Annotated in this window: 19 protein-coding genes; 17 read left to right on the top strand and 2 right to left on the bottom strand. The window is 65.9% G+C overall.

Annotated features, from left to right (window positions below; translation table 11 throughout):
• Nucleotides 1–50: 50 nt before the first annotated feature.
• The 5 genes from LKD76_RS27615 (at nucleotide 51) to LKD76_RS27595 (ending at nucleotide 3,033) form a co-directional block, all read left to right on the top strand.
• On the top strand, nucleotides 51–623 hold the full coding sequence (locus LKD76_RS27615; RefSeq protein ID WP_227984327.1) for an SMI1/KNR4 family protein: 573 nt from the start codon (nucleotides 51–53) through the stop codon (nucleotides 621–623).
• A gap of 387 nt (nucleotides 624–1,010) precedes the next feature.
• Nucleotides 1,011–1,409, top strand: a complete 399-nt coding sequence (locus tag LKD76_RS27610; RefSeq protein ID WP_227984326.1) for a roadblock/LC7 domain-containing protein — start codon at nucleotides 1,011–1,013, stop codon at nucleotides 1,407–1,409.
• Nucleotides 1,399–2,175: a hypothetical protein gene (locus tag LKD76_RS27605; protein ID WP_227984325.1), complete on the top strand. Its 777-nt coding sequence runs from the start codon at nucleotides 1,399–1,401 to the stop codon at nucleotides 2,173–2,175. Before LKD76_RS27610 ends, LKD76_RS27605 begins: the two co-directional genes overlap by 11 nt.
• A complete protein-coding gene (locus LKD76_RS27600) occupies nucleotides 2,172–2,639 on the top strand; it encodes a roadblock/LC7 domain-containing protein (protein ID WP_227984324.1) in 468 nt (155 codons plus the stop codon). The genes LKD76_RS27605 and LKD76_RS27600 overlap by 4 nt, the downstream gene beginning before the upstream one ends.
• A 22-nt stretch (nucleotides 2,640–2,661) precedes the next feature.
• Nucleotides 2,662–3,033, top strand: a complete 372-nt coding sequence (locus tag LKD76_RS27595) for a hypothetical protein (protein WP_227984323.1) — start codon at nucleotides 2,662–2,664, stop codon at nucleotides 3,031–3,033.
• Between the two features lie 192 nt (nucleotides 3,034–3,225).
• Here the strand turns inward: LKD76_RS27595 and LKD76_RS27590 are convergent, their stop codons facing one another.
• Nucleotides 3,226–3,978, bottom strand: a complete 753-nt coding sequence (locus LKD76_RS27590; protein ID WP_227984322.1) for a YoaK family protein — start codon at nucleotides 3,976–3,978, stop codon at nucleotides 3,226–3,228.
• A 471-nt stretch (nucleotides 3,979–4,449) separates the two neighbouring features.
• Here LKD76_RS27590 and rpsH point away from each other — a divergent pair, with 471 nt between their 5' ends.
• The 9 genes from rpsH (at nucleotide 4,450) to map (ending at nucleotide 10,023) form a co-directional block, all read left to right on the top strand.
• Nucleotides 4,450–4,848, top strand: a complete 399-nt coding sequence (rpsH, locus tag LKD76_RS27585) for a 30S ribosomal protein S8 (protein WP_025347235.1) — start codon at nucleotides 4,450–4,452, stop codon at nucleotides 4,846–4,848.
• 14 nt (nucleotides 4,849–4,862) lie between these two features.
• Nucleotides 4,863–5,402, top strand: coding sequence for a 50S ribosomal protein L6 (gene rplF, locus LKD76_RS27580; protein ID WP_227984321.1), 540 nt, complete (start codon nucleotides 4,863–4,865; stop codon nucleotides 5,400–5,402).
• A gap of 3 nt (nucleotides 5,403–5,405) precedes the next feature.
• Nucleotides 5,406–5,813: a 50S ribosomal protein L18 gene (gene rplR / locus LKD76_RS27575; RefSeq protein ID WP_227984320.1), complete on the top strand. Its 408-nt coding sequence runs from the start codon at nucleotides 5,406–5,408 to the stop codon at nucleotides 5,811–5,813.
• A 49-nt stretch (nucleotides 5,814–5,862) separates the two neighbouring features.
• On the top strand, nucleotides 5,863–6,498 hold the full coding sequence (gene rpsE, locus LKD76_RS27570) for a 30S ribosomal protein S5 (RefSeq protein WP_227984319.1): 636 nt from the start codon (nucleotides 5,863–5,865) through the stop codon (nucleotides 6,496–6,498).
• Between the two features lies 1 nt (nucleotide 6,499).
• The gene (gene rpmD / locus LKD76_RS27565; RefSeq protein ID WP_030513404.1) at nucleotides 6,500–6,685 is read left to right on the top strand and encodes a 50S ribosomal protein L30; all 186 of its coding nucleotides are present in this window, start codon (nucleotides 6,500–6,502) and stop codon (nucleotides 6,683–6,685) included.
• Nucleotides 6,682–7,128, top strand: a complete 447-nt coding sequence (gene rplO / locus LKD76_RS27560; protein ID WP_227984318.1) for a 50S ribosomal protein L15 — start codon at nucleotides 6,682–6,684, stop codon at nucleotides 7,126–7,128. The genes rpmD and rplO overlap by 4 nt, the downstream gene beginning before the upstream one ends.
• Nucleotides 7,129–7,355: 227 nt before the next feature.
• The gene (gene secY / locus LKD76_RS27555) at nucleotides 7,356–8,675 is read left to right on the top strand and encodes a preprotein translocase subunit SecY (protein WP_227984317.1); all 1,320 of its coding nucleotides are present in this window, start codon (nucleotides 7,356–7,358) and stop codon (nucleotides 8,673–8,675) included.
• Nucleotides 8,672–9,217: an adenylate kinase gene (locus LKD76_RS27550; protein WP_227984316.1), complete on the top strand. Its 546-nt coding sequence runs from the start codon at nucleotides 8,672–8,674 to the stop codon at nucleotides 9,215–9,217. Before secY ends, LKD76_RS27550 begins: the two co-directional genes overlap by 4 nt.
• 5 nt (nucleotides 9,218–9,222) lie before the next feature.
• On the top strand, nucleotides 9,223–10,023 hold the full coding sequence (map, locus tag LKD76_RS27545) for a type I methionyl aminopeptidase (RefSeq protein ID WP_227984315.1): 801 nt from the start codon (nucleotides 9,223–9,225) through the stop codon (nucleotides 10,021–10,023).
• A gap of 62 nt (nucleotides 10,024–10,085) precedes the next feature.
• On the opposite strand, the gene LKD76_RS27540 is transcribed toward map, so the two are convergent.
• Nucleotides 10,086–10,283 carry a hypothetical protein gene (locus tag LKD76_RS27540; RefSeq protein WP_227984314.1) on the bottom strand — a complete coding sequence of 66 codons (198 nt, stop codon included), beginning with the start codon at nucleotides 10,281–10,283 and terminating at the stop codon, nucleotides 10,086–10,088.
• Between the two features lie 250 nt (nucleotides 10,284–10,533).
• Here LKD76_RS27540 and LKD76_RS27535 point away from each other — a divergent pair, with 250 nt between their 5' ends.
• The 3 genes from LKD76_RS27535 (at nucleotide 10,534) to LKD76_RS27525 (ending at nucleotide 13,728) form a co-directional block, all read left to right on the top strand.
• Complete coding sequence (locus LKD76_RS27535) at nucleotides 10,534–11,337, top strand: DUF6585 family protein (RefSeq protein WP_227984313.1); 804 nt, start codon at nucleotides 10,534–10,536, stop codon at nucleotides 11,335–11,337.
• Between the two features lie 117 nt (nucleotides 11,338–11,454).
• Nucleotides 11,455–11,934, top strand: a complete 480-nt coding sequence (locus tag LKD76_RS27530) for a YbaB/EbfC family DNA-binding protein (RefSeq protein WP_227984312.1) — start codon at nucleotides 11,455–11,457, stop codon at nucleotides 11,932–11,934.
• Nucleotides 11,935–11,940: 6 nt separating this feature from the next.
• Entirely contained in the window at nucleotides 11,941–13,728 is a 1,788-nt protein-coding gene (locus tag LKD76_RS27525) for a WXG100-like domain-containing protein (RefSeq protein ID WP_227984311.1), read from the top strand.
• Nucleotides 13,729–13,734: the final 6 nt, after the last annotated feature.

Below are 13,734 nucleotides of genomic sequence, written 5' to 3'. Positions count from 1 at the left end.
TCGCGCGGATACCTTGACCACGCGCGATCGCCGATGGAATGGGGAAGTACATGACGGATCTCGACGAACTCATGCGGCTGCTGGGCTCTCCCTCGCTTCGTCGCCCCGCGGGTGATTGGGCCGAGGTCGAGAGCTACATCGGCTCGGGGCTGCCGAGCGACTTCAAGGCGTTTCTCGATACCTACGGCAGCGGTGTGATTTCCGGAGAGCTGGTGGTCTTTCATCCGCAGGGAACCAGCAGTCCGCTGCTCCCGCGCATGCGGACCATCCATGAAACATTCGGCGAGTTGCGCGAAGACGATCCCGACGACGTGCCCTATCCGATCCACCCCGAACCAGGCGGGCTCATTTCCTGGGGTTATGACTACAGCGGCGACGAGCACTTCTTCCTACCTTGCGATCCGGACCCGGAGCGCTGGAAGATCGTGACGATGGTGCACGAAGTCGGCACCGAAGTATTCGACGGCCCATTCAGTGGATTCGTGCTCCACTTCGTCGACCGGCTACGCAATCCGAAATCCGAGGACGTTGTCGACCGGGCCGAGTTGGAATTCCTGGAGCCGCAGGACGTGGACGAGTTGATCGCCGACCGAGCAGTCCAGCCGAGTTTCGAATCCTTCTGACCCGGCTTGTGCCGCGGCCCGTCCGGGCGCGCCGGAAGATGCGGGGGCGTATCCGTCCGGGCCGCTGTCGATCCGGTCTCGTTCTCGCGCATCATCACGGACGGCCGTGGTGCGTGGAGGTCGTTCAGGACACATGGCGCGTCTGCTCTGTCCGGATGCCCAAATGGGTGCGCACCGTGGTTTGCTCGACCGTCCAGTCGGAACTCGGCCGGTGAGTGGGACCGGCCGAGTTGCGGGGGTGAGGAACGGATTTCGGCTGCACCAGCCCTGATAGGGGTCGGATATCGTGCGGCACACCGAATTTGCCGGAAATTTCCCCTCCAAATGGCCATCCTTCGAATCAGTGTGTAACGTCACCGTTTCAAAAGGGCCGAAGTCTACGAGCGGGTGACGTGGGTGACCAGTATTGACGAGTGCCTGAAACGGATCATGGATGTTCCAGGGGCGCGTGGAGTGACGTTGGTGGACGGGGCGAGTGGTCTCGCCGTCGCCGCCGCGGGCAGGCATGATCCGATAGACGAGCACGAGGATGCCGCTGCCACAACGGATGTGGTGCGCGCCGTGCTGAACTGTCCGGCGCTGGGTGCGGAACCCGACGACGACGTCACCGAGATCATCGTGTGCGGCACCAATGGTTATCACCTGCTCAATCTGGTCGACGGCGACTTCGACGGCAGGCTTTTCGTGCATGTCCTCTTCGACGAGGAGACCGGAAACCTGGCGATGTCCCGGTATCAACTGCGCGCCATCCTGTCCGAACTGGCCCAAGGCAGTCATGGGCGCTGACCTGGCCGTGGCTATGACGCGGCTGGAGGAACAGGGAAGTACCGGGGTATTGCACGCGGGGGACGGTTCGTTCCACTTCGCCCGGGGCGAGGTCGTCACCGCCGATTGCCGGCGCACGACCGGATTGGGCCGGCTCGTGGTGGAGGCGGGTGTGGCGACCGCCGAGGATTGGCAACGGGCCGACTCGGGAGATCCCGGACCTCTGCTGTCGCGGCCGCAGTTGGAAACCCTTGCCCTGCTGTCGCTTTTCGACGCCGCCTACTTTCTGCTCTCCGCACCGGCGGTCGCCGAATTCGAACCCGCGCCCGAGCACTGGTTGACGCCGATCTGCCATATCAATCCCCGGTTGCTCGTCCACGAATGCGCGCGTCGCGGCGATCCCGAATCCGGTCCGTGGCCGGCCGACCTGGTCGCACGGACGCCGGTCGTCCCGGTGCGGCGGGTGCGGCGCCGGCGCATCGCGCTCACCGGCGGTCAGGCCGAGGTGCTGGCCGCCGTCGACGGTCGGCGCACGATCGCCGATATCGCCGCCGAGCTCGGGCGCACCAGTTACGGCTGTCTGGTGGCGGTCCGGGACCTGACGCTGGCGGGTCTGCTCGAGCAGCCGGTGCTGTCGGCACCGGCCGCCGCCGATTCCGCCGGTATGCCGCCGCTGGTCCGGCGCCGGCGGCACGCGGTATCGGTTGCGCCGCCCGATCGTTGGGAATCGCCGGTCGACCTGGACGTGCTCGTCCGCCTGCGGGCGGCGTTGGAGGAACTTGCGTGACCGCGCGGAAGAAGCTGCTCGGCGATCTGATGGGAAGGTTCAGCAAGGTGTCGATATCGGAACCCGAGCCGAACGAAGCGGTGCTGGCGGAACTGAAGGCGTTGCGCGAGCGCGTCCCCGGACTGATCGGTGCGCTGGTGGCATCCAGTGACGGGCTGCTCATCGCCCACGACCTGCCGCCCCAGATCGAACCCACCGGAATGGCCGCACTGTCCGCGTCCCAGCTGGCGCTGTCGGAGCGGCTCGCCGCCACCGCGGTCGGCGGCGGATTCCACGAGGTGGTGGTGCGTGGCACCGGTGGTCACGTGGTGGTCTACGCGGCGGACTGGACATCGCTGACCGTGCTGGCGGAACCCGAGGTGAATGTCGGCCGGCTGCACCTGGAATCGCGTCCGGCGGCTCGTGCGATCGCCGAGCGCCTGACGACCCCGAGCGGCAAGCATCGCGCCGACCGGGTTCAGTAACACCGAATGAAAGGGAACACCCATGTCCAATCTCGATCTGGCACTGAAGGAAATGATGGCGGTGGACGGCGCGCTCGGCGCGGCTGTCGTCGACTACAACAGCGGTATGTCGCTGGGCATGCTCGGTAGTTCCAAGTCCCTGGATCTGCAGGTCGCGGGCGCCGGCAACACCGAGGTGGTGCGGGCCAAGCTGCGCACCATCGAACAGCTCGGGCTCAACGAGGAGATCGAGGACATCCTGATCTCGCTGTCCAGCCAGTACCACATCATCCGCCCGATGACGGGCCGGACGGCCAAGGGGCTGTTCATGTATCTGGCACTGGACCGGTCCCGGGCCAATCTCGCGCTGGCCCGGCACCGCCTGAAGGCCATCGAGGCCGATCTCGAGGTGTGATCACACACCACCGGACCGCTGAGCTGCCGTTCTCGTGACCAGGTCGCCATCACCGCGACCGTCGGCTCGGCCGCACCGCGACCGGATCGGCGGGCCGCCCCGGGGACGAGTGGAGCCGTCCTCGGAGCAGACGGTGTGACGGCGCGGTGCGGGTCGGTGGTGCGGGTCGGTGGTGCGGCGGGCGGAGTCGGATCAGCCGGCGTGGTGACGCACGGCTACCAAGTCGTCTCCGATCTCGGTGTCGGCGTGGCCGATTCGGGGTGACGGTGTGGGCTGATTCGCCCGAATGTACGCGGTGCGCCAGAGGTCGTACCCCAGCCCGACGACGGCGACCGCGATGCATATCCCGGCGGGAATCAGCAGTGCCGCATCGCCGATTCGGCTGCCGGCCACCGTACCCGCGACGCCGCCGCCGATGAACGTGACGACCGTGGCCGACAGGACGATGCCTTTCCACGCGTCGAAACCGTATTGGGGTGAGCGGCCGATCAACAGGCCCAGGTCGGTCAGGGTGCCAGTGAAATGTGTGGTGCGGATCTGCATAGCGCGCAGGCTGGACGTCGTTCCGTTCTGCATACCGCAGGCGATGGCCGCCAGAATGACCGCCACGGTGTTGTCGGTCAGCATGAACGCCGAGATCAGCAGGAATGCCTCGAAGGACATGACCGCGCTGTGCCGCGCTCCCGCATGTCGGTCGGCCGGGCTCAGCGCCGCCCCGGCGATCATGGCCCCGATCAGGAACCCGAGGATGATGAACGCGAGAACGCTGCCCTCGTGGAGCATCGGATCGGCGACATCCATCCCCAGTTTCGTCGTCGTCGCGGTCAGGTTGCCGACCGGGAACGCGAGGACCAGGATGGCGACCGCGTTGACGAATCCCGCGACCGCCGCGAGTAGCGATCCGTAGCCGAGAACGAGTAGGCGATGTGGTTGATCGAGGCTCATGGCAGGCGGCTTCCCCGTGTGTCGTCGTGCCTGGGCGAATACGGGCAAAAGGTATCAGGGCAACCTCAGAAAAACCTGTGAAAGACCTTCCGGCGGTGCGTGTTCCGGAAATCGGTGCGGCGTGTCGTCCTGGTACTGAGCGTCACCGTCGTCCGGTGGGCGCGGAATAGCGCGACGACTTCGGGTGAAGGGATCGCGCTGCGAGAATCGGACCGGCCGATCACGCCGATCGGGCGCCTCGCCCGGCGCCCGCGCAGCGCCCCCGATTTTGGCTGCTCGAACGCCTCGCCTACACTAGACCGGTTGCTCGGGCACCCTCGTGCCCATATGCGTGCGCGAAGCTCCGGGTGACTGCAATCAATCCGGTCGGCAAAGGTGTCGTCCGGACCAGCCGAAATTGTCGTAGGCCCACGACCGCCCCGCGTGACGGTGCTGTATGGGAACCGCGGCGAGAAAGGTAACGGTCAACACATGACCATGACTGATCCGATCGCAGACTTTCTGACCCGTCTGCGCAACGCCAACTCGGCGTACCACGATCAGGTGAAGGCTCCGCACTCGAAGCTCAAGGCGAACATCGCCGAGATTCTCAAGCGCGAGGGCTACATCGCCGACTACCGCACCGAAGAGGCGCCCGTCGGCCAGACCCTGATCGTCGACCTGAAGTACGGCCAGAGCCGGGAGCGCAGCCTGCAGGGTGTGCGCCGCGTCTCGAAGCCGGGTCTGCGGGTGTACGCGAAATCCACCAACCTGCCCAAGGTGCTGGGCGGTCTGGGCGTGGCAATTATCTCCACGTCGAAGGGCCTGCTCACCGACCGTCAGGCCAAGCAGCAGGGTGTGGGCGGGGAAGTCCTCGCCTACGTCTGGTAAGGGAGGTAGGAACAATGTCGCGTATCGGTAAGAAGCCGATCCCGGTTCCCGCCGGCGTCGAGGTGACCATCGACGGCCAGGCCGTATCGGTGAAGGGGCCCAAGGGCACCCTGTCGCACACCGTCGCCGAGCCGATCGTCGTCACGAAGGCCGAGAACGGCGAGCTGGAGGTGGCCCGTCCCGACGACGAGCGCCGCAACCGTTCGCTGCACGGCCTGAGCCGCACGCTGATCAGCAACATGATCGTCGGCGTGACGCAGGGCTACGAGAAGAAGATGGAAATCTTCGGCGTCGGTTACCGCGTGCAGCAGAAGGGCTCGAACCTCGAGTTCGCCCTCGGCTACAGCCACCCGGTTCCGGTCGAGGCTCCCGAGGGCATCACCTTCCAGGTCGAGGCTCCCACCAAGTTCTCGGTGTCCGGCATCGACAAGCAGAAGGTCGGCCAGATCGCCGCGGTGATCCACGGCCTGCGTAAGCCCGACCCGTACAAGGGCAAGGGCATCCGCTACGCCGGCGAGGTCGTTCGCCGCAAGGTCGGAAAGACGGGTAAGTAAGCCATGGCACAAACTGAAGCTCAGAAAGCCGCCCGCAAGCCGGTCGGTAAAGATGCGTCGACTCGTCGCCGGGTTTCCAAGACCCGCCGGCACTTCCGTCTGCGCAAGAAGGTCCTCGGCACCGCCGAGCGTCCGCGCCTGATCGTGTTCCGCTCCTCGCGGCACCTGCACGCTCAGCTGGTCGACGACTCCGTCGGCAAGACCGTCGCCTCGGCGTCCTCGATCGAGGCCGACGTGCGCGCGCTCGACGGTGACAAGTCGGCCAAGGGCGCCAAGGTCGGCGAGCTGATCGCGGCTCGCGCCAAGGCCGCCGGTGTCGACACCGTGGTCTTCGATCGCGGTGGCCACGACTATCACGGCCGCATCGCCGCTCTCGCCGATGCTGCTCGCGAAGGTGGGTTGAAGTTCTGATGCGGATTCAGCCCATGGACCGAATGACCATGAACGGAAGGAACGTCTGATGCCGGGACGTCAGCGGCGTGACGGCGGCAGCGGACCCGCCGGACAGGGTGGCAACGAGCGCGATCAGCGTGGTGGCGGTCGCGACCGTCGCGGCGGTGACCGTCGTGACAATGCCGCCGAGAAGAACCAGCTCGAGCGCGTAGTCGCGATCAACCGTGTGTCCAAGGTCGTGAAGGGTGGTCGTCGCTTCAGCTTCACCGCCCTCGTGATCGTGGGTGACGGCAACGGCCTGGTCGGTGTCGGATACGGCAAGGCCAAGGAAGTTCCCGCGGCCATCCAGAAGGGTGTCGAGGAGGCTCGCAAGGGCTTCTTCCGCGTTCCCATGATCGGCAGCACCATCACGCACCCGGTGCAGGGTGAGGCTGCCGCCGGTGTCGTCATGCTGCGTCCGGCCTCGCCCGGTACCGGTGTGATCGCCGGTGGTGCGGCGCGTGCCGTGCTGGAGTGCGCGGGCATCCACGACATCCTGGCCAAGTCGCTCGGTAGCGACAACGCCATCAACGTCGTGCACGCCACCGTCGCGGCCCTGAAGATGCTGCAGCGTCCGGAAGAGGTGGCCGCTCGCCGCGGTCTGCCGATCGAGGACGTTGCCCCGGCGGGCATGCTGCGTGCACGTGCCGGACAGGGAGTCTGATATGGCACAGCTCAAGGTGACCCAGATCAAGTCCACGATCGGCGCCAAGAAGAATCAGCGGGAGTCGCTTCGCACCCTCGGCCTGCGCGGTATCCGCCAGACCGTGGTCCGCGAGGACAACGCCCAGAACCGCGGGCTGATCAACGTCGTGCGCCACCTCGTTTCCGTTGAGGAGGAAACCGCATGACCCCCATCAAGCTGCACCACCTGCGGCCCGCCCCGGGCGCCAAGACCGAGAAGATCCGTGTGGGTCGCGGTGAGGGCTCCAAGGGTAAGACCGCCGGTCGCGGTACCAAGGGTACGAAGGCTCGCAAGAACGTGCCGGCCCGTTTCGAGGGCGGCCAGATGCCGATCCACATGCGCCTGCCGAAGCTGAAGGGGTTCACCAACCCGTTCCGCGTCGAGTACCAGGTCGTGAACGTCGGCGATATCGCGCGCCTGTTCCCGCAGGGCGGCACCATCGGCAAGGACGAGTTGGTCGCTGCCGGTGCCGTGCGTAAGAACCAGTTGGTGAAGGTGCTCGGCGAGGGCGAGATCGGCGTGGCCGTTCAGGTCAGCGCCGACAAATTCTCAGGCTCTGCCAAGGAGAAGATCGCCGCCGCCGGTGGCACCGCTACCGAGCTGGGCTGACAGTTACTGATGCCGCGGAGCGCGAACGTGCGATCAGCGCGGTAATACAGTCTGGGCGCCGGACGGGTGAGAGCCCGTCCGGCGTCGCTGTTAGAGTTCAAGTGTTGTCTGCCAACCAGTCTGCCCCGTCGTCGCGGCACAAGGCCGGATCCATTCGTTTGGGCCTCCGGTATGTGCCGAGACAGCGGAAGTGGGCGTGACCCCCGTGTCGTCAGCCAGGAGGATCTGTGCTTTCCGCCTTCGTGTCGGCTTTCCGGACCCCGGACTTACGGCGGAAGATTCTCTTCACGCTGGGCCTGATCGCGTTGTACCGCGTCGGTGCCTCGCTGCCGTCGCCCGGTGTCGACTACAAGGCGATCCGCCATTGCATCGACGTCGTCTCCGGCGGTGACAATGCCGGCATCTACCAGCTCATCAACCTGTTCTCGGGTGGTGCGCTGCTGCAGCTGTCGGTGTTCGCGATCGGGATCATGCCCTACATCACCGCGAGCATCATCATCCAGTTGCTGACGGTGGTCATCCCGCGGTTCGAGGAACTGCGAAAAGAGGGCCAATCCGGTCAGAACAAGATGACGCAGTACACGCGTTATCTGTCGATCGCGCTGGCGGTGCTGCAGGCCACCGGTCTGGTGGCGCTGGCCGCGCGTGGCCAGCTGCTGCGCGGCTGCCCACAGGACATCCTGGCCGACACCAGTGTCTTCGGCATGATCATCATCGTGCTGGTGATGACCGCCGGTGCGGCGCTGGTGATGTGGTTCGGTGAGCAGATCACCGAGCGCGGTATCGGCAACGGTATGTCGCTGCTGATCTTCGCCGGTATCGCGGCGCGCATCCCGACCGAGGGCAAGCAGATCCTCGACAGCAAGGGCGGCCTGATCTTCGGGCTGGTGTGTTTCGCCGCCTTCGTGGTGATCGTCGGCGTGATCTTCGTCGAACAGGGCCAGCGCCGAATACCCGTCCAGTACGCCAAGCGCGTCGTCGGACGCAAGATGTACGGCGGGTCGTCGACCTATCTACCGCTGAAGGTCAATCAGGCGGGTGTCATCCCGGTGATCTTCGCGTCGTCGCTGTTGTATCTGCCGAACCTGGTCGCCCAGTTGACCCAGTCGTCGAACTCCGACAGCTGGTGGCAGAAGATCATCCAGAAGTATCTCGTCAACCCGGGCAACCCGGTGTATGTGGTGATCTACTTCGCGTTGATCGTGTTCTTCACCTATTTCTACGTCGCGATCACCTTCAATCCGGAGGAACGCGCGGACGAGATGAAGAAGTTCGGTGGGTTCATTCCCGGTTACCGTCCGGGCAAGCCGACCGCCGACTATCTGAACTATGTACTGAGCCGAATCACCCTCCCCGGTTCGATCTATCTCGGTGCTGTTGCCGTACTGCCCAACCTGCTGCTGCACATCGGCGGCGGCGGTGGTGGTTCGAACTTCCTGCCGTTCGGTGGTACGTCGGTGCTGATCGTCGTGAGCGTCGGCCTCGATACGGTCAAACAGATCGAGAGCCAACTGATGAACAGAAATTACGAAGGGTTCCTCAAGTGAGACTCGTACTGCTCGGACCGCCGGGTGCCGGTAAAGGGACACAGGCCGAACTGCTGTCGGACAAGCTGGGTGTGCCGCACATCTCCACGGGGAATTTGTTCCGCGCGAACATCTCCCAGCAGACCCCGCTGGGCCGCGAGGCCAAGAAGTACCTCGACGCCGGCGATCTGGTGCCCAGCGATGTGACCAACCGCATGGTGGAGTCGCGGATCGCGGAACCGGATGCCGCCAACGGGTTCGTGCTCGACGGCTACCCGCGCACCGTCGATCAGGCGGTGGCGCTGGAGAAGATGCTGCAGCAGTCCGGCCACGCGCTGGACGGCGTGGTCAGCTTCGAGGTGGCCGACGACGTAGTGGTGGAGCGGATGCTCGGCCGCGGCCGTGACGACGACACCGAAGAGGTCATCCGCAACCGTATGCAGGTGTACCGCGACGAGACCGCACCGCTGTTGCAGCACTACGACGGCTTGATCCTCGCCGTCGACGGCGTGGGCGAGGTCGACGAGGTCAACGCCCGCGTCCTGCGCGTGCTGGGTCGCTGACGCGAATGGTATTCGGCCTCAAGCAGAAGAAGGTGGTGCCTTTCCGCACCGCCGGTGAGCTGGATGCCATGGCCGCGGCCGGGGCGATCGTCGGGCGTGCGCTGGTCGCCGTCCGCGCGGCCGCCGGGCCCGGCGTGTCGACCTGGGAGCTGGACGAGGTCGCCGAGCAGACCATTCGCGACGCGGGCGCCGTACCGTCGTTCAAGGGCTACCACGGATTTCCGGGTTCGATCTGCTCGTCGGTGAACGATCGTGTGGTGCACGGGATTCCGTCCAAGGACGAGGTTCTGACCGAGGGCGATCTGGTGTCCATCGACTGCGGTGCGATTCTCGACGGCTGGCACGGTGACTCGGCCTGGACCTTCGGAATCGGTGAGATCATCGAGGCCGACCGGTTGCTGAGCGAGGCCACCCGGCTGTCGATGGAGAGCGGAATCGCGGCCATGCTGCCGGGCAACCGGCTCACCGATATTTCGCATGCCATCGAGCTGGGCACCCGGGCCGCGGAACAGGAGCACGGCCGGGCCTACGGCATCGTCGACGGATACGGCGGGCACGGCATCGGCCGGCAGATGCATATGGATCCGTTCCTCGCCAACGAGGGCGCACCCGGCCGGGGGCCGAAGCTGGTGGTCGGTTCGGTACTGGCCATCGAGCCGATGCTGACGCTGGGCACCACCGAAACCGTGGTACTCGAGGACGATTGGACCGTCGTCACCAGTGACGGCAGCCGTGCCGCCCATTGGGAGCACACGGTCGCGGTGACCGAGGACGGCCCCCGCATTCTGACCGTTCGACCCGAATAAGTTCGAATATCGTTGTCGCACAACGCACTCGCTGCCGACTCGGCGCGGGTGCGTTGTGCGTTCTACGACGGACGAGCGGTCATCGTGGTGAGCGGCACCGCGCCCGTCCAGCCGCACGGGCGGTCGCAGCGGGCGACGACGGTGGTCGCCTCGGCGAAATCGGCCGAAGCGGTGGCGGGATAGCCGCATTCGGGACATTTGCCGAAATAGTCGAGAACCTCGCGGGCGCCGGGGTTCAGGATGTTTCTGCGGTGGATCACGGGGCCTCCTCACGTCCGGCGAACCACCTCCGGGTCCGCCTACGACGGTGAAATATCTGCTGGCCGAGAACCTAGCTCCGGGTCCGGTGCGGCCGGTCGATTCCGGGCGCGGCATTGGACATCTCACAAACGGGTCGGCCGGGCGCTGCGGGTGTGCCACAGCCCGGTCCGCGAGCGAACCGCCTGCCGCCCCGGCGGCGGCCCTCGACTACGCTCGCCGTTACGGCTCTAGCACGACGGAGGGGGAACCGTGACCGGTCCGGCCATGGCGAATCACAGCGATCAGGATGTGGGCGCCGCCATCGGGGATGCGGCCGCGCGCACGGGGTTGGGCCGGCATCGGCAGACCTATCTGCCGGTCCCGCCGCGCAACGGCGGCTACCTCGTCCTGTTGGTGCTGTCGATCGCCGGGTTGATCGGCGCGGTGATCTCGTTCGCGGTCGCGCAGCCGGTGGTCGGGATCCTGTGCGTGATCGCCCCGATCGTCATGTTGCCCGCGCTGATCCGCTCGTATCGCTACGCGCGCAGCTATGCGGGGGCGCGGCTGGATCTCTACGACGCCGGTCTCGTCGCGGCCCGGCAGGGACGCCTGTGGGTGGCTCGCTACGACAGCACGACGATCTATCAGAGCATCGTCCGGCATATGCGCAACAACCATCACATCGGCACGACCTACACGTACACCTTCACTGATATCGCGGGCGTGAATTTCGTGATCGGCGACGGCATTTCGAACCCGCAGGAGTGGGGGCCGTCGATTCAGCGGGCTGTCACCGAAACCCAGCTGCCGCAGGCGCTGGCCGCCCTGCAGGCCGGGCATCGGCTGGTCTTCGGTGAACTGTGGATGACGTGGTACGAGGTCGGTTCCACCCGTAAGTCGGCGCCGTGGACACAGGTGAATCAGGTGGCCATCAGCGACGGCAGGCTCAGCGTGGATGTGGCCGGGAGGTGGTTCGCGCTGACCTCCGCGATGGTCCGCGATATCCCGAACTTCCTGGTCTTCGAGGCTCTGGCCGAACATCTGCGCCGGGTGCACGGCGGCGCGCCACGCTGACCGCGCCGCTGCCGGACTTCGTTGATCCGAGTCTTGTCCTGTCGAATTTCATTGTGCGCCACCGGATATTCAACCGCGTGTGTTGGTGTATTCGATGCGGGGGTCCGACGGGCGGAGGTGACGGTGGTCAACGAACGGTTGCGGGCCGACATGATGACGGTCCTGGAAGGGCTCGACGAGCAGCTGCGCGGGATCGCGGAGATCCAGCTGCGCCGTTCGCGGCTGACCGCCACCGCGCGCACCTGTGAGCAGCGAATCGAGGTCACGGTCAATGCCGACGGCCTGCTGATCGAAACGACATTCGCCGACGACATCTCGGATCTGACCTACGACGAGATCGCCGCCGGCATGACCGCGGCCGTGCAGCAGGCCGCCGCGGAGGTGCTGCGCCTGGGCGGGGAGCTCATGCGACCGCTGCGTGACCGAAAGATGCAGCTGCCCAAACTGTCCGAAATTATCGAGGGTGCACCGGATCTGGGGGAGATGATGCCGACCGCTCCTCCGGTACCGAAGCGGCCCGAGGACTATCGCGAGGCCCGATCCGATGGTTCCGCGGACGGCAGTGTGCGCCGTTCGATGGTCTCCGACGAGGACTGATTCCCCGTGAGCCTGTATCTTCCGCCGCCGGTGCGACCGATCGCCTGGGTCGCCGGTGCGAGCTGGCCCGACGGTGACGAGGACACGATGTGGGCGGTGTCGCGTGCGTGGGATCAGGCGCACAAGGACCTCGCGGCGCAGGTATCCGGTATCGAGAGCGCGAAAACCGCTGCTATGGCGGCCTTTCCGTCGGGTGACGCGGCCGAGCAGATCGGGCACCTGTTCGACGCGTTCCTCCAGGGGGATCAGTCGCTGGCCACGATGGCCGAGGGGTTCAAGACGATCAGCGATTCGACCTTCGACGTCGGTACCGAACTGCAATCGGCGAAGATCAATATCATTGTCTCGCTGTGCATTCTGCTCGTCGAGATCGCCTGGGCCTGGCTGTTCCCGCCGACCGCGCCGGCCGTGGAGGCAGCGGCCGTCGGCACCACCCGTTCGATCGTGAAATTCATCGCCGACGCACTCCAGAACGCACTCGAACGTGCCTGGTCGAAACTGGGATTCGCCACCCGGGCCGAACTCAACGGCGCTTCCCGGTACTGGATCAAACACATCCTCTCTGCCGATACCTGGAAGGGGATGCGGGGCCAGACCTGGAAGTACAAGGCCAAGACCATCCTTCCCACCGCCAAGGGAATGGGCGTCTACACGCTGAAGTTCGGTGAGGGCGCCCTGTGGGGGCCGGCGACGAATGCGATCGTGCAGGGCGCCCAGATCGCGGACGGTAAGCGGCACGGCTTCAACTGGAAGGAGTTCGGCGCGTCCTGGGCGGCGTCCGCGTTGAGCACGATTCCCAGCCGGGAGCTCGGGCGCTATATGGGTTTCGGGATCAGCAATCTCGACAAGAAGTTCGGCGGCGCGATCACCAATATGCCGTTCCGGTCCGGCTTCTTCGTGCAGGGCGCGACCATCGGCGCGACAGCCGGTGTCGTCGGAAACGTATTCGGCAATATCGGCTCCGGTGCGGTGACCGGCGATATCGCCGGCGCGTTCTCCAGCCCCGAAGGCTGGGTGGGCAGTGCGGCTCGCGGCGGGATGGTCGGTGGGATGCGCGGTCTGGGCACGAAGACGACCGGACCCAACAGCAACGATCCTCGTTTCAATCTGTGGATGAATCAGAAGGCGCCCTGGGCCCCGCCGAAGACACCGCCCGTGAACAACCCGTTGACGCCGCGACCGGTGCTCGCAGACAGCACAACGACGCACTCGGGGGGAGGAGCGGTGCACCCGGCCGGCGGGGCGGGGAATCCGACCGGCAACGGGTCGAATACGGGCAACGGTGGTGGCGGTTTTCGTGATCCGTCGGATCCGAACTATATGGTGCCGTCGCGTCCTGCGCCCGCGCCGCCGGTGAATGCGGCTGGTGGGCAGGGTGGTTTTCGTGATCCGTCGGATCCGAACTATATGGTGCCGTCGCGTCCTGCGCCCGCGCCGCCGGTGAATGCGGGTGGTGGTTTTCGTGATCCGTCGGATCCGAATTACATGGTGCCGTCGCGTCCCGCGCCCGCGCCGCCGGCCGGAAATAGCCCCGGCGGCAATCCGAATCCCGCGGACGGTTCGGGTGAGCATCGCGGGCCCATTCCGCTCGGGCCGGGTAAGGACTATCGCGCCAAGACCCGGCCGAAACGGGTTCCGGATATCGGGCCGATGCCGGCGCACTACGACGCACCGGATGCGCCCGGCGCGCAGGCGTGGCTCGATGCCGCGGAATCGTCGGGACCGCCGCCCGATCAGTCCGGTGCGGGCCCGAATGCGGGCGATCCGAATGTCGACAAGCCGCTCGAGTTGTAGGCACAC

Origin of the sequence: Nocardia spumae (assembly GCF_020733635.1) — a bacterium.
GTDB classification, from domain to species: domain Bacteria; phylum Actinomycetota; class Actinomycetes; order Mycobacteriales; family Mycobacteriaceae; genus Nocardia; species Nocardia spumae.
The sequence above is the reverse complement of the archived record's forward strand: the minus strand, read 5'-3'. Positions and strand labels throughout refer to the sequence as shown.

What these genes read in the sequence shown, in the direction of transcription:
- LKD76_RS27590 (WP_227984322.1), bottom strand. Translation starts at nt 3,978, where the DNA reads ATGAGCCTCGATCAACCACATCGCCTACTCGTTCTCGGCTACGGATCG.
- LKD76_RS27605 (WP_227984325.1), top strand. Translation starts at nt 1,399, where the DNA reads ATGGGCGCTGACCTGGCCGTGGCTATGACGCGGCTGGAGGAACAGGGA.
- rplO (WP_227984318.1), top strand. Translation starts at nt 6,682, where the DNA reads ATGACCCCCATCAAGCTGCACCACCTGCGGCCCGCCCCGGGCGCCAAG.
- rpsH (WP_025347235.1), top strand. Translation starts at nt 4,450, where the DNA reads ATGACCATGACTGATCCGATCGCAGACTTTCTGACCCGTCTGCGCAAC.
- map (WP_227984315.1), top strand. Translation starts at nt 9,223, where the DNA reads ATGGTATTCGGCCTCAAGCAGAAGAAGGTGGTGCCTTTCCGCACCGCC.
- LKD76_RS27615 (WP_227984327.1), top strand. Translation starts at nt 51, where the DNA reads ATGACGGATCTCGACGAACTCATGCGGCTGCTGGGCTCTCCCTCGCTT.
- LKD76_RS27595 (WP_227984323.1), top strand. Translation starts at nt 2,662, where the DNA reads ATGTCCAATCTCGATCTGGCACTGAAGGAAATGATGGCGGTGGACGGC.
- rpmD (WP_030513404.1), top strand. Translation starts at nt 6,500, where the DNA reads ATGGCACAGCTCAAGGTGACCCAGATCAAGTCCACGATCGGCGCCAAG.
- rpsE (WP_227984319.1), top strand. Translation starts at nt 5,863, where the DNA reads ATGCCGGGACGTCAGCGGCGTGACGGCGGCAGCGGACCCGCCGGACAG.
- rplR (WP_227984320.1), top strand. Translation starts at nt 5,406, where the DNA reads ATGGCACAAACTGAAGCTCAGAAAGCCGCCCGCAAGCCGGTCGGTAAA.
- rplF (WP_227984321.1), top strand. Translation starts at nt 4,863, where the DNA reads ATGTCGCGTATCGGTAAGAAGCCGATCCCGGTTCCCGCCGGCGTCGAG.